Genomic DNA, 20,893 nt, shown 5'->3' with positions numbered 1-20,893 from the left:
CGGCATGACCAGCGCGCTGACCGACCTGTTGACGGCGGAAATCTATGGTTTCCTGCTGGTGGTGGCCCGGGTGGGGGCCGCCATCTCCCTGTTGCCGGGCTTCGGCGAAACGGCGGTGCCGATGCAGGCCCGGCTGGCGGCGGCACTGGGGGTGGCGCTGGCCCTGTCCGCCGTGGTGCCGGGCCTGCCGCCGGCCCCGGATGCGGTTTCCGACCTGCTGGTGCAGGTGGCGGGGGAACTGGCGGCCGGGGCCTTTATCGGCATTTCCGCCCGCATCCTGTTCGCCGCCTTGCAGATCGCCGGGCAGATGATTGCCCAGTTGATGAACCTGTCCAACATCTTCACCTCCCCCGGTACCGGGTTTGAATCCGGGTCGGTGGCGGGGTCGTATCTGATGATGGGCGGGCTGGTGCTGCTGTTCGTCACCGACCAGCATCTGTCCATCATCAAGGCCTTGCTGGAGAGCTATAAACTGATGCCCCCCGCCACGCTGCCTTCCCTGGCGGGGCTGGCCAAGACCACGGCGGAGACGGTTTCCACCAGCTTTCGCATGGCGGTGCAGTTCGCCACCCCGTTTCTGGTGCTGGGCTTCGTCTATAATGTCGGGCTGGGGCTGATCAACCGCGCCATGCCGCAATTTGCCGTCTTCTTCATCGGGATGCCGATTGCCATCCTGGGTGGGCTGCTGGTGCTGGCCATGACGGTGGCTGTCATCGCCACCAGCTTCATCAGCCATTTCGCCAGCTTTCTGCACCGGTTCGGGGGCTGAGCACGATGAGCGAAGAGAGCGATGACAGCCAGAAAACCGAAGAACCCTCCCAACGCAAACTGGATGAGGCACGGCGGCGCGGCGACGTACCGGTCAGCCGCGATGTCGGCGCCATGCTGGTGGTGCTGGCGGCAGTGATCATGGCCGGCGGGCTGGGCCCGCATCTGGGAAGCGGGGTGATGACGCAATTGCTGCCGCTGGTGGAGAACCCTGGCGATATCCTGCTGACCAGCCCGGCCGATGCCTTCCACCTGATCGCAGAGGTGCTGAGCGGCGTGGGCATCGTGCTGTTGCCGGTGGCGGGGTTGCTGCTGGCGGCGGGGTTCCTGGGCGCGTTGGGCCAGGGCAGCATCGTGGTCGCCGGGGAGCGCATTCAGCCCAAGCTGGAGCGGCTGTCACCGCTGGGCGGGTTCAAGCGGCTGGTCTCGCTGCGCAATCTGGTGGAGTTCCTGAAAGGGCTGGCCAAGGTGGCGGCGATCAGCACTGCCTTTCTGCTGGTGGTGGGGCCGGAACTGCGCAAGGCCGAAGCGATGGCGCTGACCGATGCGGTGGCCCTGCCCTTGCTGCTGGCCGATGTCACGGTGCGGCTGCTGGTGGCCGTACTGGTGGCCAGCCTGCTGATCGCCGCCTTGGACCTGATCTGGCAATATATTTCCTGGCGGCGCAAACAGCGGATGAGCCTGCAGGAACTGAAGGATGAATTCCGCCAGTCCGAAGGCGACCCGCATCTGAAATCCAAGATCAAACAGTTGCGCCGCGACCGGGCGCGCAACCGCATGTTTGCCGAACTGCCCAGCGCCACGGTGGTGATCACCAACCCCACCCATTTCGCCGTCGCCCTGCGCTATGATCTGTCCAAGGCCCCGGCCCCCATCTGTGTGGCCAAGGGGCAGGATATGGTAGCCATGCGAATCCGGGAGACGGCAACCAAGTACAATGTCCCCATCGTGGAAAACCCGCCGCTGGCCCGCACGCTGCACAAATCGGTGGAGATCGGGGAAGAGGTGCAGCCCGAACATTACCTGGCGGTGGCCGAGTTGATCAGCCAGGTGCTGGCCATCAAGGCGCAGACGACGGTGGCGTGATATTAATCTCCCTCAGACGCCACCCCCACCGCCCGGTAATCGCGCGGAGCCATGCCATAGCGGGATTTGAAGGCGCGGGAGAAGTGGCTGGCATCGTTGAAGCCGCAGGCGAAGGCCAGTTCCGTCACCGTGCGGGTGCTGTGCAGCGGGTCACGCAGGCGGCGGGCGCATTCCTCCAGACGGCGGCGCAGGATATAGGCGGAAATCGCCTCCCCCTCCCCCGCTGCCAGCAGGCGCAGATAGCGTTCCGACAGGCCCAACGCCTGGGCGATGGACGGTACCGATAATTCAGGATCGAACAGCCTTTGTTCGATCAGGCGACGGGCGCGGGCGCGGTGGCCGTCGGCCAGCGTGCCCTCTGCACTGCTGGTGCCGAAATTCAGATGGCAGGCGGTGGCGAACAGGTCCAGCAGGGTGGCGGCCAGCCGCTCCCCCGCCTCCACCGGCAGCGGCCCGCCCTTTTCCACCTGTTCCCAAAGTTCGCCCAGCAGCCCGCGCACCATGCGCAACGGCCCGGCACTGCCGGATAATTGCCGGCCCAGCAAGCCATAGGGGGCGGGCACACGGCGGGTCAGTTCATCCGCCGGAATTCCCAGAATCAGGGTGCGGTTCTCCCCGATCAGGCCCAGATCATAAGGCGCAGCGGCATCGCACAGCACCATATCCCCCGGTCCCAGCAGGGCCTCCCGGCCATCCTGCATCGCCAGCACCCTTCCCTGCAATTGCATGTGCAGGAAAAATAAATGCCGGTTCGTGCCGGCGGCCTGGGGCCGGCGGCGGATGATATGGGCGGGAAGCGAATGGGCATTGGCCAGCGACAGCCGGCCCAGGCTGGTGCTGGCAATATGGTTGTTGAAAAGGTCCGGATCGTCCGGCACCACATCCAGCGGGGCAAACACGCTGGACATCACGCCTTTCAAATAATCCAGCTTGGCGCGGGCCGTCGGCAGCCCGACCGTGGTGAAAACATGCATACCGCCTCCCGCCCGCGATTTTATCGCTTGGGCGGCATGATGAGCATAAAGATATGCCGCCGTCACCTATCGAAATGACATGCTGCGGTGCATCTTAGAAGAATTCCAGATGGCTATGCCACCTCAGCCGGCTTCCGCCACCTGCGGCGGCAATTGCCAGGTCTCCTCCCCCGGTCGGATCACCCGGCGGCGGCGCGGGGGCGGGGCGTCGGCCAGATCGTTGCGGCGCAGCAGCACCAGCCGCAAATTGGCGGCGACCCGGCCGAAATAGGCATCGCCCTTGTCGGGCGTGCGGGAATGGTAATGCTTGACCGACCGGGTCCAGTTGCGCAGATCGCCGTGGAACTCCTTCAGCATGTCGGCGGCATAGCCGACATTGGCTTCTGGATCGAAGGCGGTTTCCAGGTCCGCGAAGGCCTTGGGGTGCCAATGCAGGTTCACCTGCATACAGCCGACATCAATGGAGCGCACGCCGCGCTTGCGCAGGGCCTGGACATGGGCAATGGCCGCCTGTTTGTCCGCGAAATAGCGGCCCTGGCCGTCGGCATTCACGGTCCAGGGCCAGACGGTCAGGCGCCCGCCGATCTCCCGTCCGCTTTCGGTCACCCCGATGGCGATCAGCAGCCGGCCCGGCATTCGCCGTTCCTTTTCCGCCTTGCGGATGGCCTGCAAGCAGGCCTGGGCATGGTCTTGCGCCGCCACCGGGACGGCCAGCCCGAAACACACCAGCAGCGGCAGAAACAGCCGCCTCATGCCCCACCGGGGGTGACAACATGGGTCAGCACCTCCGTCCAGAAGCCGGAGACGACATGGAACATGAAGGGCAGCGACAACACGATGGCCACCAGGATCAACACGATCTTGGGCACGAAGGACAGGGTGGCTTCCTGCACCTGGGTCAGCGCCTGCAGCAGCGAAATACCGAAGCCGACCACCAAGGCCACCAGCAGCGGCGGGGCTGCCGCCAGTACCACGGCCCAGATGCCGGACCGCAGCAGATCCAGGATGTCAGCTTCGGACATGGCAGCAGGCCCTCCGCCGGTCAGACCGGCATCCGCATGATTTCCAGATACGCATTCACCAGCTTGTCGCGCACGGCCACGGCGGCCTGCACCGTCAGTTCCGCCGACATGGTGGCCTGCACCACCTCCTGGGTGCTGGCCTTGCCCTGCAGCCCGGCGGCGGCGGTCTTTTCCCCCTGGCGGACGGTGTTGATGGCGTCCTTGACGGCATTGCCCACCAGTTCGGGGAAGCTGCCGCGCTTGGGCAGGGTGATGCCGGCCACCGGCTGGGCGGGACCGGCGATACCGGCCAGCTTGCCGGCGGCATAGGCGCTGGTGACGCCGGCGGTGGGAACGATGATGCTCATAATGCTCTACCTGTTCCGGTTTCAGGCCTGATCTTGATGAGGAGAACTCATCAAGATCAGGTACGGCGGCGACTGCCGCCGCGCGCCGCGTGGCGCGTAAGCCAAGCCGACGGATGTCGGCGCCGGCGACTGAGGTCGGGGATCGGTAACGATCACCGGGACATGGTTCAGCTGCGCAGCATGTCGATGGTGCGGCCCAGCATGGTGCGGGCCTGCTGCATCACATTCAGGTTGGCGTCATAGGAGCGCCCGGCCTCGCGCATATCCATGGCTTCGACGAGGCTGTTGACGTTGGGCGTCTTGATATAGCCGTTCTCGTCCGCTGCCGGGTGGCTGGGGTCATAGCGCAGGGTGAAGTCGCTTTCATCCCGGCCAATGCGCTTCACCTCCACCTTGTCGGCGGAAAGGGCGCGGTCCAGTAAGCTGGAAAATACGATGGTCTTGCGGCGATAGGGATCGCCGCCCGCCACCTCGGATGTCGAATTGGCATTGGCCATATTCTCTGCCACCACGCGCAGACGGGTGGCCTGGGCCTTCATGCCGGCAGCGGCAATGCCGAAGGAGCTGGTCAGATTGTCGATGGACATGGCCTATCCTATTCAGCGCGTGTTGAGGGCGAGGCGCAACATGCCGGCATGTTTCTGGAACAGGTTGGTGGCCAGATCATAGGCCTGGCGGATATCCGCCGATTTCACCATCTGCTCTTCCAGCACCACGCCATTGCCGTCGGGCGCCATTTCATAGGTGGCACTGCGGCGATCTTCCTTGAAACCGGCATTCTGGCGCAGCGGGGTCAGGTGGCGCGCATCGGTGCGCGCCTGTTCCGCATTGCCGCCGCTCATCACGGCCTGGAAATCGAAGGGTTTCAGGTCGCGTGCCTTCACGCCCGGCGTGTCGGCATTGGCAATATTCTCCGCCACCAGCTTGTGCCGGGCGGTGAGATATTCCATGCGATGGCTGGCCAGATTGAACAGGCCGATCGAATTCAAATCCATCCGCTGCTGCCCCGTTTGCGTGTGGCGTCGGTCGGGGCGGATGTTTCCATGCGCGGGCTTAAAGCGGCGTTTAAGCCTGTGCGGGCTTTAATCGGCTTTAAACCCCCGCTTTCAAGATGGGCTGCACATCACGCAGCAGCAGCGAAGAAGGCAGCCGCCATGACCATCCTGGCCGGGCTTTTGGCCGATATCCAGCAGATCGAAGGACCGCGCTTCCATGGACAGGTCGTCACCTGTTCCGGGCTGGCGCTGGAGGTGGAGGGGCTGGAACGCCGGCTTTCCGTCGGCGATGGCTGCCGGGCCTTCACCCGCGACGGCAAGCCGGTCCCGTGCGAGGTGGTGGGGTTCCGCCAGGGCCGCGCCGTGCTGCTGCCCTTCGCCCCGCTGGAAGGCATCGGCCTGGGATCGAAGGTGGAGGCCGGCACGGCCATGGGGCTGGTGCGGCCCCATGCCGGCTGGCTGGGCCGGGTGGTGGATGCCTTTGGCAAGCCGATGGACGGCAAGGGCAGCCTGCTGCGCGGGGATGACAACCGCAGCCTGCGCGCAGCCCCGCCGCCCGCCTTTGACCGCCGCCGCATGGGTGCACGGCTGGAAACCGGCATCCGGGTGATGGATAGTTTCGTGCCGCTCTGCCGGGGCCAGCGCCTGGGTATCTTCGCCGGGTCGGGTGTGGGTAAATCCACCCTGCTGGCCATGCTGGCCCGGTCCAGTGCCGCCCAGGTGAATGTGATCGGCCTGATCGGCGAACGCGGGAGGGAGGTGCAGGAATTCATCCAGGATGATCTGGGGGAAGATGGGCTGGCCCGCTCCATCATCATCGTCGCCACCGGGGATGAACCGGCGCTGGCCAGGCGACAGGCCGCCTATCTGACCATGGCAGTGGCGGAATTCTTCCGCGACGCAGGGCATGACGTGCTGTGCATGATGGACAGCGTCACCCGCTTTGCCATGGCCCAGCGCGAAATCGGCCTGTCGGCGGGGGAGCCGCCGACCACCAAGGGCTATCCGCCCAGTGTCTTCGCCGAGCTGCCCCGCCTGCTGGAACGCGCCGGGTCGGGGCGGGAGGGCCAGGGTGATATTACCGGCGTCTTCACCGTGCTGGTGGATGGCGGCGACCATGATGAACCGGTGGCCGATGCCGTGCGCGGCATCCTGGATGGCCATGTGGTGATGGATCGCAAGATCGCCGAGCGTGGCCGCTATCCCGCCATCGATGTGCTGAAAAGCGTCTCCCGCGCCCTGCCCGGCTGCCATTCGGAAGCGGAAAACGCCACCATGAATGGTGCGCGCAGCCTGCTGTCGCGCTATGAGGCGATGGAGGAGATGATCCGCCTGGGCGCCTATCGCCTGGGCAGTGATGCGGAGGTGGATCAGGCCATCAAGGCCAACCCGTCGCTGCAGGAATTCCTGCGCCAGCGCAAGGGCGAGAGCACGCCCAGCACCACCAGCTTTGAGGTGCTGGGCCAGATCGTGGCGGAAGTCACCGCCCCACCCCCACCACCACCGCCGGAACCGGAAGCGCGCAAGCCGGGTGCGCCAAGGGGCAAGCGGGGGTGACGTATTTTACTGCGGCGGCAGGGCATAGGCGATCAGCTCATCGCCGATGGGGGTTTCCATGAAATGATGACCGCCAGCCATGATCACCAGAAATTGCCGCCCCTCTATCTCATAGGTCATCGGGGTGGCCTGACCGCCAGCGGGCAGCGTATCCTGCCAGACGGTTTCGCCGCTGCGCAGGTCGATGGCGCGGATCAGGTTATCCGTGGCCGCCGCAATGAAGATCAAGCCGCCCCCGGTCACCACGGCCCCGCCATTATTGGGCGTGCCGATTTCAAATGGCAGACCGGAGGGGATGCCGAACGGACCGTTGCGGCGGGCCGTGCCGAAGGGCCGGTCCCACAGGGTTTTGCCGCTGGCAAGATCAATGGCGCGGATACCGCCATAGGGGGGCTGCTTGCACAACAGACCGGTCAGGGGCAGGCGCCAGCCGGCATTGACATTGATGGCATAAGGTGTGCCCGCCTGCGGATCGCCTGCGCCTTCAGCGCCGCTGCCCATATCGCCACCGCGCTCCTGGCCGCGCGGCGCCCAGCCCAGTCGGTCTGCCTCCGCGCGGGGGATCAACTCATTATGGTTGGGCATGTCGTTGTAATTGGCGATGATCAGCCCGCGCACGGGGTCCACCGCCACCCCACCCCAATCCGACCCGCCATTATAGCCCGGATATTCGATGGAATGCCGGCCCGAGGTCGGCGGGGTATAGAAGCCCTGGTAATAGGCTTGGCGGAACTGGATACGGCAGATCATTTGGTCGATCGGCGACATGCCCCACATGTCCCGCTCGGTCAAATCCGCCTTTCGCAATGTGTGATATAGTGAGAATGGCTGGGTCGGTGAGCGCTGTTCCGGTTCCACCCCGCCCTGGGGAACCGGTCGTTCTTCCACCGGCGTCAGCGGCTGGCCGGTGCGGCGGTCCAGAATATAAATATCGCCCTGCTTGCTGGGCAGCACCAGGGCCGGCACAGGCCCATTGGCTGTGTTAAAATCCACCAGCGTGGCCTGCGAGCCCAGATCATAATCCCAGACATCATTATGGACAGTCTGGAATGACCAGGCGACGTGGCCGCTGGTCACATCCAACGCCACCAGGGAGGTAGAGAAGCGCTTTTCCGCCTCCGTGCGCGACCCGCTCCAGTAATCCACGGCGGAATTGCCCAGCGGCAGATAGACCAGCCCCAGTTCTTCATCCCCGCTGGCGGTGGTCCACATATTGGGGGTGCCGCGCGTATATTGATCGCCTTCCACCGGCAGGCCGGTCAGGTCCGGGCGGGCCATGTCCCAGGCCCAGCGCAATTCCCCCGTCACCGCATCATAGCCACGGATGACACCAGACGGGGCCGACCGTTTCTGCCCATCCAGCACCTGATGGCCCAGCACCACCACGCCACGCACGATGGTGGGGGGTGAGGTGACGGAAACCATGCCGGGCACCACCTCCCCCATGCCTGCGGTCAGATCAACCGTACCGTTGGCGCCAAAACCGGTGCAGGGCTGGCCGGTGGCCGCATCCACCGCAATCAACCGGGCATCCAAGGTGCCTTCAATGATGCGTTCGGCGCACAGACCCGGCTGTGCCGGTGTCAGCGGGGCCGGGGTGTTTTCTGCCGTGGTTGCGGGAGGTACCGCATAATAGGCGACACCCCGGCAGGCAGCGGTATAGGGAATGGCGGCATCCGGTACACGCGGATCATGCCGCCAGACCTGCTTACCGGTGGCCGCATCCAGCCGGATCAAGATGTTCTTGGCGGTGCAGAGATAGAGGGCGTCACCGATCTTCAACGGCGTCGTTTCCGCCCCATACTTGTTTTTCGCCAGATCGCTCTGCGGCAAGTCGCCCGTATGATAGAGCCAGGCACGCTGCAGCGTGCCAACATTATCAGGCGTGATCTGGTTCAGCGGGGAATAACGCCGGGCACTGTAGCTGCCGCCATAGGCGGGCCAATCGGCCCCCGGGTGCAGCGGGGCCGGATCGGCCATGGCCTGCCTGCCAGACGGCGGCAGGGCGGCTGGGGCCAGCGGTCTGTCCCACCAGGCGATGCCGGCGCCACCCAACAGGGTCAGCAGCAGAATGGCTGAGACAGCGCCGAACACATGGGAGAACCGGTAACGGCCCGGCGCCAGCCCCGGCAGTGCCAGCACCACCAGGATGAGCAACACCAGCGGGCCGGCCAGACGCGGCACCAGCGCCCATTTGTCCAGCCCCACCTCCCAGAAGGCCCAGGCCAGCGTGCCCAGGAAGACCGGGATATAGAGCCAGGTACCCGCCGCCCGACCGGTAACGATCAGGCCACCGGCCAGCAGCAGCCCAATCCCCGCCGCCAGATAATAGGGCGAACCGCCTAGTGCCAGCAGCCAGCCGCCCCCGCCAGTGAGCACCAGCCCGATCAGAGCCAGCAGCAGCCCCAGTAGAAAGGTCAGCGGATTACCGCCGCGCCCGCGTATCTGTGCATCCCACACCATCATCCATCTCCCTGTCCCGGCAAAGCGATACAAGGGGAAGACAGGGGAAGATGGATCGTTCCATGACCAGGGAGCGCAGCCGCCCCCTATCGCCGTCCGCGCGGCAGGGTGACCGCTGCCATCAGCGTGTCGGCGTTGATCATCGACCGGCCGGAGAAAAGCTGAAGCACCGGGGATGTGCCGGTGCCCACGGCCCCCTTGCCCTGCACATCCCACATCATCATGAATTTCTCCACCAGCCGCTTCACCTCGGTGGGATCTTTCAGCTTCTTGATATCAAGCCGCTTTTCCAGCATTCCCACCTGCCGGTCGATATCGGCGCGCGCCACCTCCTCCGGCAGGCCAAAGGCGGTGCGCACCACCTGGGACAGGGCCTTGTCCGCCAGCACGGAATACCAGTTGCTGATGCTGCCCGCCTTGCGCTCAAAATAAAGCCCCAGGCGCAGCGCCTCGTTGGTGTTGCCGGCGGAGACTTCAAAGCTCATCCGCTCATACCGGCTGACGATATCCTTGATGAAGGGCGGGCTGCCGCGCCGCATGGTACCGGTATTATGGAGGCTGAAACTGACAGCCAGGGCCGTTTCCTTGGCGCCTGCCTTGACCGCGAAGGAATTGCTGTCGCTGGGATTGCTCTCCAGCACCTGGCGCAGATATTTCGTATCCGCCGCACGATCCCCCAGATCGAAGGCGGCCAGCACGATGCCGCGCAGCTTGGCATCCTTCAGCAGTTCATCCGCCCCGGCACCGGCCGACAATTTCTGCTGCACATAGCTGACATCGCTGCGCACCTGCCAGCGGGCGGCAAAGGCCCTCTTCTGCTGATCATAGCTGCGCATCAGCATGGTATATTGGTTGGCGCTGGACAGCGCACCAGTATTGCCCTTGGCCGTGTCCCAGGCGGTGAAGAAGGCATCGCGCAGCCGGCCCTGATCAACATCATTGCCCTTGTATTTGCCAAAGGGCATGGCCTTTTCCAGCGTGGCCGCCTGGGCCTTCACATCGGCCGGACCATAGGGCTCGGGCAGGCCAAAGGCCGTGCGGGCCACCTTGGCCAGCTTTTCATCGGCCAGCACAGCATCCCAATCCGCCTTGCCCGTCACGCGCCGGGTGAAATCCAGCATCATGCCCAGGGCTTCGTTCTTCTGACCCACATCCGCCTCGAACGCCTTGGTGACATAGGCGTCGGAGATCTGGCTGACGAAGGAGCTTTTCACCGTCGATCCGCCAAAATTGAAGGCGGCGGCCAATTGCTTGAAACGGGTATCGTTCAGCCGGCTGGCATAGGACCGGCTGTCCGACAGGTCGCTTTGCAACACCTTGCGGATCAGTGCCTGGGAATTGACCTGATCCTCCAGCCCGAAGGCCCGCATCACATAGGTATAAAGCCGCCGGTCCGCCATCAGATCATCGACGGACGCCACGGTTGGCAGCTTCTTGCGGGCATAATCGGCATCCGCCTTGTTCTGCTGGTCATTGCGCACCAGCCCCATCTGGCGGTCAAGGGTGGAGTTCAGCACCTGCCATTGTGACAGGGTGGAGCCATAACCGGCCGTGATGGTTGCAGCGCCATAGCCGGTGATGCTCACAGCTTGATCTCCCGGCTGGGGCTGTCCGCCGGCTCTTCCTGCAAGGCATAGCCAGGGGGAATGCGCAGCAGGATATCGCCGGTGCGCGGGTCGATCACTTCGGTGAAGATGCGCTGGGTCTGCGGGTCCAGCACCACACGATAGGGGCGGCGCTCGCTGGACGGTTCAGGCGGCGCTGCCGCCGCTTCCTCCTGGGCAGCGCTGGTCCCCCGCGCCTCATCCGCACGCGCCGACGGCTCCACCCGCACCAGCCGGTAAAGGCGGGACGGGTCGGACCCGGAAACGGGTTCGATCGGCTTGGCTTCTCTCATGGTCACTCCTTCCGCAGGCTCTGGCGTGCGGCGACGGGACCGGCCTTGCAGCCCTTCGAATGCGGGCGCCTACGCACCCACCGCCGCTTCTGACGGGGGTTCGACCGGGACAGCCGCCATAGACGGCGGCAGCAACATATCCTCATAGGCAATGACCGGCCGCAGGGCCGCCAGTGCCTTGTAGAAATCGCCTTCCCGCACATGCCGGTCGGCATCCGCCAGATGATGGGTCATCTCCGGATCGCGGATAGCCAGCCGCAGCTGGGTGATGAAGGTGGCATAAAGCGGCAATTGCTCTGCCGCATGTTGCGGGTCCAGCAGCATGGCCTGGATGGTGTAATAGGTGCGCTTGACTGGGGTGACGGCATCCTGCGGCTGCAGGATGCTGCGCCCGGTCATCACCTGGGCATGGTTGGCCACGGTGACCGTGTTGCGGTGGCGCCCGTTCTCGATCACCACCCCATTGACGATGAATTTTTCAAAGGGTTTCAGCTTCAGCTTCAATCCCATGATCTATCCCCCAGAAATCGGCGTCATACCAGGGGGCACAATCTGTGGCCCCTGGTACGGCGGCGACTGCCGCCGCGCCGCTCATGCGGCGTAGCCAAGCCAACGGATGTTGGCGCCGGCGATTGAGGCACTGCGAAGCTTGGCCATCGGTCAAGATTCGCAGCCTTTTGTATCATACCAACGGTCATAATTCATGACCGTTGGTACGGCGGCGACTGCCGCCGCGCGGCACGTGCCGCGTGAAGCCAAGCCAACGGATGTTGGCGCCGGCGCCTGAGGTGCTGAAAATATTGACTGACGGTCAATATTTTCAGCCGCTGGTATCAGTCGGGCCGGCGGTCGGTCAGGCCCTGGATAATCGCCCGGTTGACATCCACCAGGGGTGCCAGCGGCCGATCCGATTGCAGGGCCTGGCCGCTATAGCGATCCACCCACAGGCCCAGCGAGATCAGGTTGGCCCGCAGTTCAACCGGCAGCAGGTTCCCCTCCTCCCCCAGATCAGCGACCAGCGTGTTCCATAACATGCGATTGCGGGAAACGGCATGGATGCGCGCCTGGCGATCCTCCCCCCGCCCGGCGGACTCCAACTGCAGGGTGACCTGCTGGAAAACCCGTCGCTCCAGCTCCCGAGGGGCGGAGGTGTCCTTCATGGACTGTCGATAGGCCGTAATGCTCATGGACGCACCGTCCCTGGTTTTCAAAAAAATGGCCTGATCACCTTACGCGGCACATATTAAATGGCGATAAAGTATAGAATTAATCCGGGATTAAAATCACGGTCAGGAAATTTAGTATCATTCGAAAACGCACAATAAACGGAAAAATGGGGCCACCGTTTCCGGTAGCCCCAGACGCAAGAACAGGCTGCTATTAACGGAACAGCGACAGGATGTTCTGCGGGGCCTGATTGGCGATAGACAGCGCCTGGGTACCCAGCTGCTGCTGCACCTGCAGGGCCTGCAGACGGGCGGATTCTTCATTCAGATCCGCATCGACCAGGGCGCCGATACCGGTATTCAGGCTGTCCACCAGCTTGCTGGTGAAGTCCTGCTGCAACTCCAGACGGGTACCGACAGCACCCAGCTCGGCGGCATAGGCGGTGACCGTATCCATCTGGGTGTCGATTTCGGCCTGGATGGCCTTGGCCATGGCGGCGCGGTCAACCGTGGTGCCGCCGGCCTTCAGCGCGGCAGAAATGCCGGAGATGAAGTCGGTAACGGTCCCACCAGCACCCGCGGTGTAAGCAGCCGTACCGGTGGTAACACCGGTCACCGGATCGGTGGTCTGCTGCGTCACCGTGGGAGCCACCGGGGTGGCGCTGGCACCCAGGTTCTGCGCCTTGATGCTGTCGGTCACGGCCGACACGCCGGTATCGTCACGCTTGACCGAGACGACCAGGGTGGTGGTCTTGACGTTGTCCAGCAGGTTTTCGCCATTATAGCTGGAAGCCTTGATGGTGGACGTCACCTGGGCGACCAAGCTGTCGATTTCGTTGGCGATCTTGTCGTGATCGACCGAGGCGGACGTGGCCAGGGTCAACTGATCGTTGATCTTGGTCATCAGACCATTGATGTTTTCCACACCCACGCGGGCGGTGGAGACCGTGGCGGCGGAGAGCGAGATATTCTCGTTCAGCACCTTCAGGGCCGACACGTCGGACTTCATGGTGGTGGCGATCGACCAGTAGGACGAATTGTCCTTGGCGGTCGACACCTTCATGCCGGTGGAAATACGGTTCTGGGTGGTTTCCAGATTGGCGGTGGTGGAGCGCAGCGTCTGCAGCGCAACCATCGAGCCGACGTTCGTCAGAATAGAAGCCATGATCAATTTCCTTCGTGGATGGATTTGGATCTAGCGCCTTCTGACGCTGCCGCCCTGGCCCTGGGGGCCATCTGGCAGATGCCCACCTGTCTGGGACCGGGGCTGGGGCCTACTCTGGCAGGGAAAGATTAAACCCGGTTAAAAAAAGAAACCCCGCCGGCAAAACCGGCGGGGGTGGGAGGCGGGGAGGGCAAAAAGGCAGAACCGATGCGGAAATTTCTTCGTTTTCCCATCCGTTTAACCGTCATTCCCGCGTAGGCGGGAATCCATACGACAGCGCGGATTTTGGATTCCCGCCTTCGCGGGAATGACGGTGGTGAAATGCTCAGGCCTCGAAAAACACAGCTTATGTCTGGATACCCCCTCAAAACTTGTAGGAGACGCCCAGCAGATAGCGGCTGCCATATTTTTCGTAATTGATGGTGTTGCGGGTATCGTCATTCTCATAGGTCACAAAGGCCTCATCGGTGAGGTTGTAACCCTGGAGAACGATGGACAGCCCTTCCAGATCGCCTTCCTGGAACTCATAACCGATCTGGGCATCAACCAGCGTCTCGGCCTTGCCATTGCGCAGGGTGCGGCCTTCACCAAAGCCATTCACCTCTGCCCGGTACTTGGAGCGGTGCGAGACGGAGACACGGGCGGAGATGCCGTTCAGATCGTAATAGAAGGTGCCCTGCGGAGTCCATTTGGAGAAGCCGGGGATCGGCTGGCTGGAACCGGGGCCATCGGGCGCAATGCTGGTCTTGGTGTAACCGACATTGGCCGTCAGGCCGAACCCTTCCAGGGCCGGGTGAATATCCTCAAACGGCAGGGACAAGGCCAGTTCCACGCCCTTCAGCGTGCCGCCATCGCCGTTGACGGGGTAGGTATTGAGACCCAGATTGGTCGCCGGCGCCCGGTTGCCGGTATAGGCAAAGCCGGTAAAGTCGAAGACCGTCGCCTGCTTGTAGATATAGGTCTTCAAATCCTTGTAGAAGCCGTTCAGGGCAACATAGCCGGCCTTGCTGAAATAATATTCGTAGGTGACATCCAGCGCATTGGCCATCCAGGGCTTCAGCTGGGCATTCCCGCCTTCCGCCTTCCAGGCCGAGACATCGGGGTTGGTGTTATTGACGCGGGTTTCATCAAACGTGACCTTGGTGGAGGCGCGCAGCTCATCCGGCCGGGCACGCGCCATCTGCCGGGAGAGGCCAACGCGGATCTTATGATCCGGGTTGGGCAGGGCAAAGACCAGATTGGCCGAGGGCAGCAGCTCGGTATATTTCAGCCCATCGGTCCGCATGACGAACAGGCCGGGGCCGGTCACGGCAGCGCCATAGCTGCTCTGGTCGGTATGTACCACCTGCAGGCCGACATTCCCGGTCAGGGTGACATCGCCCAAATCCTGTTCGATATCGGCCTTGATGAAGCCGGTGACGATATCCTCGCTGAGATCCCAGGGGCTGACGGCGCAATCCACCCGCGGGCAGGCGATCTGGGTGTAAAAGCCATTGCCCAGCAGATAGCGGGGATCATAGGCAATGACATTGCCCACCCCGATGAAGGAAAGGTCGGCCGACCCACCGACCAGGGCGGCGGCGGGAATGGGGACGGACGTGTTGTGCTTGGGGTCTTTCACATTGGCGGTCAGCGCCAGATAGAATTCATCCTGACGATAGCTCTTGTCGCGGGAGGAATAATTGACCCCCAGCTTGACGGATTTCACCGCGCTGTCATCGAACTCCTTGGTGATGTCGCCACGCACGGCCCACAGCTTGTCATCAACATGCGGCTTGTTGAGATAGCCATCCTGGCCACCGGGCACCACATCCCCACCCCAGCCCTGCGGCCCGGTCAGCAGGATCAGCGACGGGTCGGCATAGTTCAGGCGGCTGGTCAGGCGGTTGCCATCATTGCCAGTGGTGAAATCCACCCGGTCGGTGGCCCCCACCCCGGCACGGCCGGTGCCGGCATAGGTTTCCAGCCGCTCGCTGTCGCGCTTCACCTTGCTGTAGCTGGCATCCAAGGCCAGGGTCCAGCTATCCACCGTATATTTGCCGTTCCAGCCGGCGGAGAACAGGTCGGACTTGGTGGTGCGCATATCGTTGCGGATGACACCCTTCACATTGTTGAAACTGCCCGCCGTCACCAGACCATTATCGACCGAGCCGACCACCGGGGTCAGACCACCCCAGTAGAACGGCATCTCCACGCCGCGCTGAATCTGGTCATCATCGAAATGGGAGTAATAGACATCCAGCGTGGTGGCGAAATTGTCGGTGGGTTCATATTCCACCGTGGCGGTCACGCCGGTGCGCTTCAGCGTTTCGGAATTCACCCGGTTCTCGATCCCGCCCAGCACGCGCGGCGGCGTGTCCTTCGGGCCGGCGAGCGGATAGCCCCAGGCACGGGAATATTTGGTCTGGGTCGGCTGGTTGATATGGGCCACACTGATGGCTACGCCCAGCGTATCATTGGCGAACTGGTCGACATAGGCACCGGTGACGCGATAGCCCAGCTTGTCGCTGTCAGGATTCAGCTTGCCATTGCCGGCCAGTTCGGCGCGGGCTGACATGGCCATCACCCGCTTGCCATGCTGCAGCGGGCGCATGGTGCGCAGGTCCACCGTGCCGGCCAGACCCTGGCCGACCACGCCGGCCTCCGGTGATTTATAGACCAGCACGCTGCTCATCACTTCCGACGGGTACTGGTCGAACTCGACAGAGCGGTTATTACCGGTGCTGACCTGTTCGCGGCCATTCAGCAGGGTGGCGGTAAAATCCGGCCCCAGGCCGCGCAGGCTGATCGACTGGGCGCGGCCATCGACGCGCTGGGCAGCGATACCCGGCAGGCGGGCAATGGCCTCCGCAATGGAATTATCCGGCAGCTTGCCAATATCCTCGGCCGAGACGGCCTCAACGATCTGGCTGGATTCCCGCTTCAGGGCGATGGCATTTTCCAGCGACTGGCGATAGCCGGAGACCACAATCTCATCAAGCGCATCCCCGGCCGGAGCCGTCTGGGCCAGCGCCAGACCGGCCGGCAGCAGCGAAATGGCGGCAACCGTGGCGCCCAGCGCCAGGCGCAGATTCTTGTGCTTGGACATTCCTACTCACTCCCCAAAGCGTCGGCGACGCCGCTTGTTCTTCGTTGAACCGTTGATTGGCCACCTGACACACAGGCAAACCGGCACCATTCCCGCCGGGGAGCGCCCTGCCCCTTCGGCGAATTGTCACGTCTTGTTTGGAAGTTGCTGAACATAACAGGGGTCAGGACCAAATATTACGGCCACCTCTGTTTACTTATTGTCAAACACTCCCCAGATTTCCTTGAATGGTTAACAGGACGGGTCGCTTTCTGCGGCCAGCCTTTGCCATTCCTGTTTCTTTGTCACCCCCGGCAAATGTCGGGGGAACTGGCTTGATCTGGGGGTAGTTTAGATAAAAAGCCCCTTCCATCGGGAGCATGAAAATACGTATGCAGTGATTTGTTGCAATGCGACGCATACGTATTCAGTTACCGACCAGCAATAAACTGGCGTCGGCTTGCAAAGTGCAGCCGGGATGCCCACTCTTCTGCCCTGGTTTCAGCAAGGGGTGGCGGCCATGGACAGGCTTCAGGCGATGCAGGTTTTCGTGCGGGTGGTGGATGCCAATGGCTTCGCCCGTGCCGCCGATACGCTGGGCCTGCCCCGCGCCTCCGTCACCACCATCATCCAGAATCTGGAAGCCTATCTGGGCGTGCGGCTGTTGCAGCGCACCACCCGGCGGCTGAACCTGACACTGGATGGCGCCGCCTATTACGAGCGCGCCCAGCGCATCCTGGCCGACATCGAAGAGGTGGAGGGCTCCTTCTTCGATGAAAAACGCAAGCCGCGCGGACAACTGCATGTGGATATGCCGAGTTCCATCGGGCGGTTGATCGTGGTGCCCTCGCTCTGTGCCTTCAATACGCTCTATCCCGATATCGAATTGAAGCTGGGGATGAGTGATCGGCCCATCGACCTGATCCAGGAAGGGGTGGATTGCGTGCTGCGGGTGGGCGATCTGCCCGCCTCTTCCCTGGTAGCGCGGCGGATCGGGCTGCTGTCACGGCTGACCTGTGCCAGCCCGGCCTATCTGGCGCGTTATGGCGTGCCGGCCTCGCCGGATGATCTGGCCCTGCATAAGGGCGTGCGCAAATTCACCACCCAGTCCAGCCGGCTCAGCGAGTTCCACTTCACCATCGATGGGGAAAACGCGGAACGGCCGATCCGCAGCGCCATCGCCGTCAATGACAGCGAAGCCTATGTGGCCTGTGGGCTGGAAGGATACGGGTTGCTGCAGCCGGGTCGCTTCATGGTGCTGCCCCATCTGCAAAGCGGCGCGCTGGTGGAAGTGCTGGCCCCCTGGCGCCCCGCCCCGGTGCCGGTGCATGTGGCCTATCCGCAGAGCCGGCAATTATCCCCGCGCGTGCGCGTCTTCATCGACTGGATCATCGGTATTTTCCAGGGCTGCCCCCTGTTGCAGGGGGAAGACGGCATGGCGGAGTGCGGAAAGGAGCTGATGGCAGCAAAGGATGAAAGCTGCACATTGGCCTGAATCGTGGTGCATCTGATGCACCACAGATGACGCATTACGCACTTTAAGCGACGGCCGATCCGGCGTGTTATCGGGACATCTTCACCCATCGCCGGACCTGACCGATGCCCACGCCCACCGCCAGCAATGCCGATCTTCTCCGCCGCCGCAGCGCCGCCGTGCCGCGCGGTGTGGCCACCGCCTTCCCCATCTATGCCGACCGGGCGGAGAATGCGGAATTGTGGGATGTGGAAGGCAACCGCTTCGTCGATTTCGCCGGCGGCATTGCCGTGCTGAACACCGGCCACCGGCACCCCAAGGTGATGGCGGCCGTGGCCGCGCAGGCCGAGCGTTTCACCCACACCGCCTTCCAGGTGACTGCCTATGACAGCTATATCGAGCTGGCAGAGGCGCTGAATGCCCGTGCCCCCTTCAAGGGTCCGGCCAAGAGCATCCTGTTCACCACCGGGGCGGAAGCGGTGGAAAATGCGGTGAAGATCGCCCGCTGTGCCACCGGCCGCAACGGCATCGTCACCTTCAGCGGCGCCTTCCATGGCCGCACGCTGATGACCATGGCGATGACGGGCAAGGTGCTGCCCTATAAGCGCGGCTTCGGTTCCATGCCGGCGGAGGTCTATCACCTGCCCTTCCCCGTAGCGCAGAATGGCGTCACGGTGGCCGACAGCCTGAAGGCGCTGGATTTCCTGTTCGCCGCCGATATCGGCCCCGACCGGGTGGCCGCCATCGTCATTGAGCCGGTGCAGGGCGAAGGCGGGTTCCACCCGGCCCCGGTGGAACTGCTGAAGGCCCTGCGCGAGATTTGCGACCGTCACGGCATCCTGCTGATCGCCGACGAGGTGCAGTCCGGCTTTGCCCGCACCGGCCGGCTGTTCGCTATCGAACATAGCGGCGTGGAACCCGACCTGATCACCATGGCGAAGTCGCTGGCCGGCGGCTTCCCGCTGTCCGGCGTGCTGGGCAAGGCGGAGATCATGGACAAGGTCGAGCCGGGTGGGCTGGGCGGCACCTATGCCGGCAGCCCGCTGGCCTGCGCCGCAGCCCTGGCCGTGCTGTCGGTGATCGAGGAAGAGGGGCTGTGCGCCCGCGCCGATGCCATCGGCGCCCAGATCAAGGCCCGGCTGGAAACGTTCGCCACCCGCAATGATCTGGTGCCGATCAGCGCCATCCGTGGCCTGGGCGCGATGATCGGCTTTGACATCGTCACCGACCGTACCGGCGGCGCGCCGGACAAGGAGACGACGGCGCGGGTGACCGCCAAGGCGCTGGCCGAAGGGTTGATCCTGCTGTCCTGCGGCACGCATGGCAATGTCATCCGCATCCTGGTGCCGCTGACGGTGGGCGATGCCGTGCTGGCGGAAGGTCTGGCCAAGCTGGAACGCGCACTCACCCTGTGACCCGCAGCACCTACCGGAGACGATTGACATGAGCAGTTTTCTGAACGATCCGGCGCTGCTGCGCGGGCAGGCCTTCATCAATGGCGTCTGGTGTGATGCCGATGATGGCGGTCGCTTCGATGTGGCCAACCCGGCCAGCGGCGCCGTGCTGGGTCAGGTACCCGCTATGGGCGGGGCGGAAACCGCCCGCGCCATCGCGGCGGCCAACGCCGCCCTGCCCGCCTGGAAGGCGCGCACCGCCAAGGATCGCGCCGCCCTGATGATGCGCTGGCATGATCTGATCCTGGCCGCCAAGGAGGATCTGGCCCGGCTGCTGACCCTGGAGCAGGGCAAGCCGCTGGACGAGGCGCGCGGCGAAATCGGCTATGGCTTGAGCTTTATCGAATGGTTCGCGCAGGAAGCCCGGCGCGTCTATGGCGATATCGTGCCGACGCACAAGCCGGGTGCCCGCCTGCTGGTGCTGAAGGAGGCTGTGGGCGTGGTGGGGGCCATCACGCCCTGGAACTTCCCCAACGCCATGATCACCCGCAAGATCGCCCCCGCCCTGGCGGCCGGCTGCACCGTGGTGCTGAAACCAGCGGAATCCACCCCGCTGTCGGCCCTGGCCCTGGCGGTACTGGCGGAACGGGCGGGCTTCCCGGCCGGCACCATCAATATCGTCACCGGCGATCCGGCGGGCATCGGCCGGGAACTGACGGCCTCGCCCATCGTGCGCAAGCTCTCCTTCACCGGGTCCACCCGGGTGGGCAAGCTGCTGATGGGGCAGAGCGCCGACACGGTGAAGAAACTGTCGCTGGAGCTGGGCGGCAATTCCCCCTTCATCGTCTTCGATGATGCCAATCTCGATACCGCCATTGCCGGGGCCATGGCCTCCAAATACCGCAATGCCGGGCAGACCTGTGTCTGCACCAACCGTTTCTATGTGCAGGATGGCATCTATGATGCCTTCGTGGACCGACTGGTGGCGGCGGCGGAGGCATTGACGGTGGGGGATGGCTGTCAGCCCGGCATCCAGCAGGGGCCGATGATCAATGCGGCCGCCATCGCCAAGGTGCAGGAACTGATCGCCGATGCGGTGGCCAAGGGTGCCCGCGTGCTGACCGGTGGCAGCCCCCATGCGCTGGGCGGCTGCTTCTTCCAGCCCACCGTCATTGTCGATGTGACGCCGGAAATGCGGCTGGCGCGGGAAGAGATTTTCGGCCCCGTCGCCGCCATCCAGCGCTTCCAGGACGAGGGCGATGTGGTGGCCCGCGCCAACGACACGGAATATGGTCTGGCCGCTTATTTCTACAGCCGCAAGCTGGCCCGCATCTGGCGGGTGGCGGAAGCCCTGGAATATGGCATGGTCGGTGTCAATGAAGGGCTGATCTCCACCGAATCCGCACCGTTCGGCGGGGTGAAGCAGAGCGGGCTGGGCCGTGAAGGCAGCAAATATGGCATCGATGAGTATCTGGAGACCAAATATCTCTGTCTGGGTCTGGATGAGTGAAGCGGCTG

19 protein-coding genes are annotated in these 20,893 nt (G+C 63.7%); 6 read left to right on the top strand and 13 right to left on the bottom strand.

Annotated features, from left to right (window positions below):
- Nucleotides 1-4 precede the first annotated feature (4 nt).
- Both GE253_RS18345 and GE253_RS18340 read left to right on the top strand, forming a co-directional pair.
- Entirely contained in the window at nt 5-769 is a 765-nt protein-coding gene (locus GE253_RS18345; protein WP_153205597.1) for a flagellar biosynthetic protein FliR, read from the top strand.
- Nucleotides 770-774: 5 nt separating this feature from the next.
- Nucleotides 775-1,854, top strand: a complete 1,080-nt coding sequence (locus GE253_RS18340) for a flagellar type III secretion system protein FlhB (RefSeq protein WP_153205596.1) — start codon at nt 775-777, stop codon at nt 1,852-1,854.
- Between the two features lie 2 nt (nt 1,855-1,856).
- Here GE253_RS18340 and GE253_RS18335 read toward each other — a convergent pair whose 3' ends face one another.
- The 6 genes from GE253_RS18335 to GE253_RS18310 all read right to left on the bottom strand — a co-directional run bounded on the left by GE253_RS18335 (nt 1,857) and on the right by GE253_RS18310 (nt 5,192).
- Nucleotides 1,857-2,828 carry a helix-turn-helix domain-containing protein gene (locus tag GE253_RS18335; RefSeq protein WP_153205595.1) on the bottom strand — a complete coding sequence of 324 codons (972 nt, stop codon included), beginning with the start codon at nt 2,826-2,828 and terminating at the stop codon, nt 1,857-1,859.
- Between the two features lie 123 nt (nt 2,829-2,951).
- Complete coding sequence (locus tag GE253_RS18330) at nt 2,952-3,581, bottom strand: lytic transglycosylase domain-containing protein (RefSeq protein WP_153205594.1); 630 nt, start codon at nt 3,579-3,581, stop codon at nt 2,952-2,954.
- On the bottom strand, nt 3,578-3,850 hold the full coding sequence (gene fliQ / locus GE253_RS18325) for a flagellar biosynthesis protein FliQ (protein WP_153205593.1): 273 nt from the start codon (nt 3,848-3,850) through the stop codon (nt 3,578-3,580). Before fliQ ends, GE253_RS18330 begins: the two co-directional genes overlap by 4 nt.
- A gap of 20 nt (nt 3,851-3,870) precedes the next feature.
- Nucleotides 3,871-4,197: a flagellar hook-basal body complex protein FliE gene (locus GE253_RS18320; protein WP_153205592.1), complete on the bottom strand. Its 327-nt coding sequence runs from the start codon at nt 4,195-4,197 to the stop codon at nt 3,871-3,873.
- A 167-nt stretch (nt 4,198-4,364) separates the two neighbouring features.
- Nucleotides 4,365-4,784, bottom strand: coding sequence for a flagellar basal body rod protein FlgC (flgC, locus tag GE253_RS18315; protein ID WP_153205591.1), 420 nt, complete (start codon nt 4,782-4,784; stop codon nt 4,365-4,367).
- A 12-nt stretch (nt 4,785-4,796) separates the two neighbouring features.
- Nucleotides 4,797-5,192, bottom strand: coding sequence for a flagellar biosynthesis protein FlgG (locus GE253_RS18310; protein WP_153205590.1), 396 nt, complete (start codon nt 5,190-5,192; stop codon nt 4,797-4,799).
- 159 nt (nt 5,193-5,351) lie between these two features.
- On the opposite strand from GE253_RS18310, the gene fliI reads away from it, so the two are divergent.
- A complete protein-coding gene (gene fliI / locus GE253_RS18305; protein ID WP_153205589.1) occupies nt 5,352-6,749 on the top strand; it encodes a flagellar protein export ATPase FliI in 1,398 nt (465 codons plus the stop codon).
- Nucleotides 6,750-6,755: 6 nt separating this feature from the next.
- On the opposite strand, the gene GE253_RS18300 is transcribed toward fliI, so the two are convergent.
- The 7 genes from GE253_RS18300 to GE253_RS18270 all read right to left on the bottom strand — a co-directional run bounded on the left by GE253_RS18300 (nt 6,756) and on the right by GE253_RS18270 (nt 16,528).
- Nucleotides 6,756-9,215 carry a membrane-bound PQQ-dependent dehydrogenase, glucose/quinate/shikimate family gene (locus GE253_RS18300; RefSeq protein WP_153205588.1) on the bottom strand — a complete coding sequence of 820 codons (2,460 nt, stop codon included), beginning with the start codon at nt 9,213-9,215 and terminating at the stop codon, nt 6,756-6,758.
- Nucleotides 9,216-9,298: 83 nt separating this feature from the next.
- The gene (locus GE253_RS18295; RefSeq protein WP_153205587.1) at nt 9,299-10,798 is read right to left on the bottom strand and encodes a DUF1217 domain-containing protein; all 1,500 of its coding nucleotides are present in this window, start codon (nt 10,796-10,798) and stop codon (nt 9,299-9,301) included.
- Nucleotides 10,795-11,109 carry a hypothetical protein gene (locus GE253_RS18290; protein WP_153205586.1) on the bottom strand — a complete coding sequence of 105 codons (315 nt, stop codon included), beginning with the start codon at nt 11,107-11,109 and terminating at the stop codon, nt 10,795-10,797. Before GE253_RS18290 ends, GE253_RS18295 begins: the two co-directional genes overlap by 4 nt.
- A 69-nt stretch (nt 11,110-11,178) precedes the next feature.
- Nucleotides 11,179-11,619 (bottom strand): flagellar biosynthesis repressor FlbT, encoded by a 441-nt coding sequence (locus GE253_RS18285; RefSeq protein ID WP_153205585.1) that lies wholly within the window; start codon nt 11,617-11,619, stop codon nt 11,179-11,181.
- Nucleotides 11,620-11,942: 323 nt separating this feature from the next.
- Entirely contained in the window at nt 11,943-12,296 is a 354-nt protein-coding gene (gene flaF / locus GE253_RS18280; protein WP_153205584.1) for a flagellar biosynthesis regulator FlaF, read from the bottom strand.
- A gap of 193 nt (nt 12,297-12,489) precedes the next feature.
- Entirely contained in the window at nt 12,490-13,440 is a 951-nt protein-coding gene (locus tag GE253_RS18275) for a flagellin (protein WP_153205583.1), read from the bottom strand.
- Between the two features lie 364 nt (nt 13,441-13,804).
- Nucleotides 13,805-16,528 (bottom strand): TonB-dependent receptor, encoded by a 2,724-nt coding sequence (locus tag GE253_RS18270; protein WP_153205582.1) that lies wholly within the window; start codon nt 16,526-16,528, stop codon nt 13,805-13,807.
- Between the two features lie 499 nt (nt 16,529-17,027).
- Here GE253_RS18270 and GE253_RS18265 point away from each other — a divergent pair, with 499 nt between their 5' ends.
- The 3 genes from GE253_RS18265 (at nt 17,028) to GE253_RS18255 (ending at nt 20,885) form a co-directional block, all read left to right on the top strand.
- Nucleotides 17,028-18,002 (top strand): LysR family transcriptional regulator, encoded by a 975-nt coding sequence (locus GE253_RS18265; RefSeq protein WP_153205581.1) that lies wholly within the window; start codon nt 17,028-17,030, stop codon nt 18,000-18,002.
- Between the two features lie 104 nt (nt 18,003-18,106).
- Entirely contained in the window at nt 18,107-19,396 is a 1,290-nt protein-coding gene (gene gabT, locus GE253_RS18260) for a 4-aminobutyrate--2-oxoglutarate transaminase (protein WP_153205580.1), read from the top strand.
- A gap of 28 nt (nt 19,397-19,424) precedes the next feature.
- Nucleotides 19,425-20,885, top strand: coding sequence for an NAD-dependent succinate-semialdehyde dehydrogenase (locus tag GE253_RS18255; protein WP_153205579.1), 1,461 nt, complete (start codon nt 19,425-19,427; stop codon nt 20,883-20,885).
- Nucleotides 20,886-20,893: the final 8 nt, after the last annotated feature.

Source organism: Niveispirillum sp. SYP-B3756 (assembly GCF_009495745.1).
GTDB lineage: Bacteria > Pseudomonadota > Alphaproteobacteria > Azospirillales > Azospirillaceae > Niveispirillum.
The sequence above is the reverse complement of the archived record's forward strand: the minus strand, read 5'-3'. Positions and strand labels throughout refer to the sequence as shown.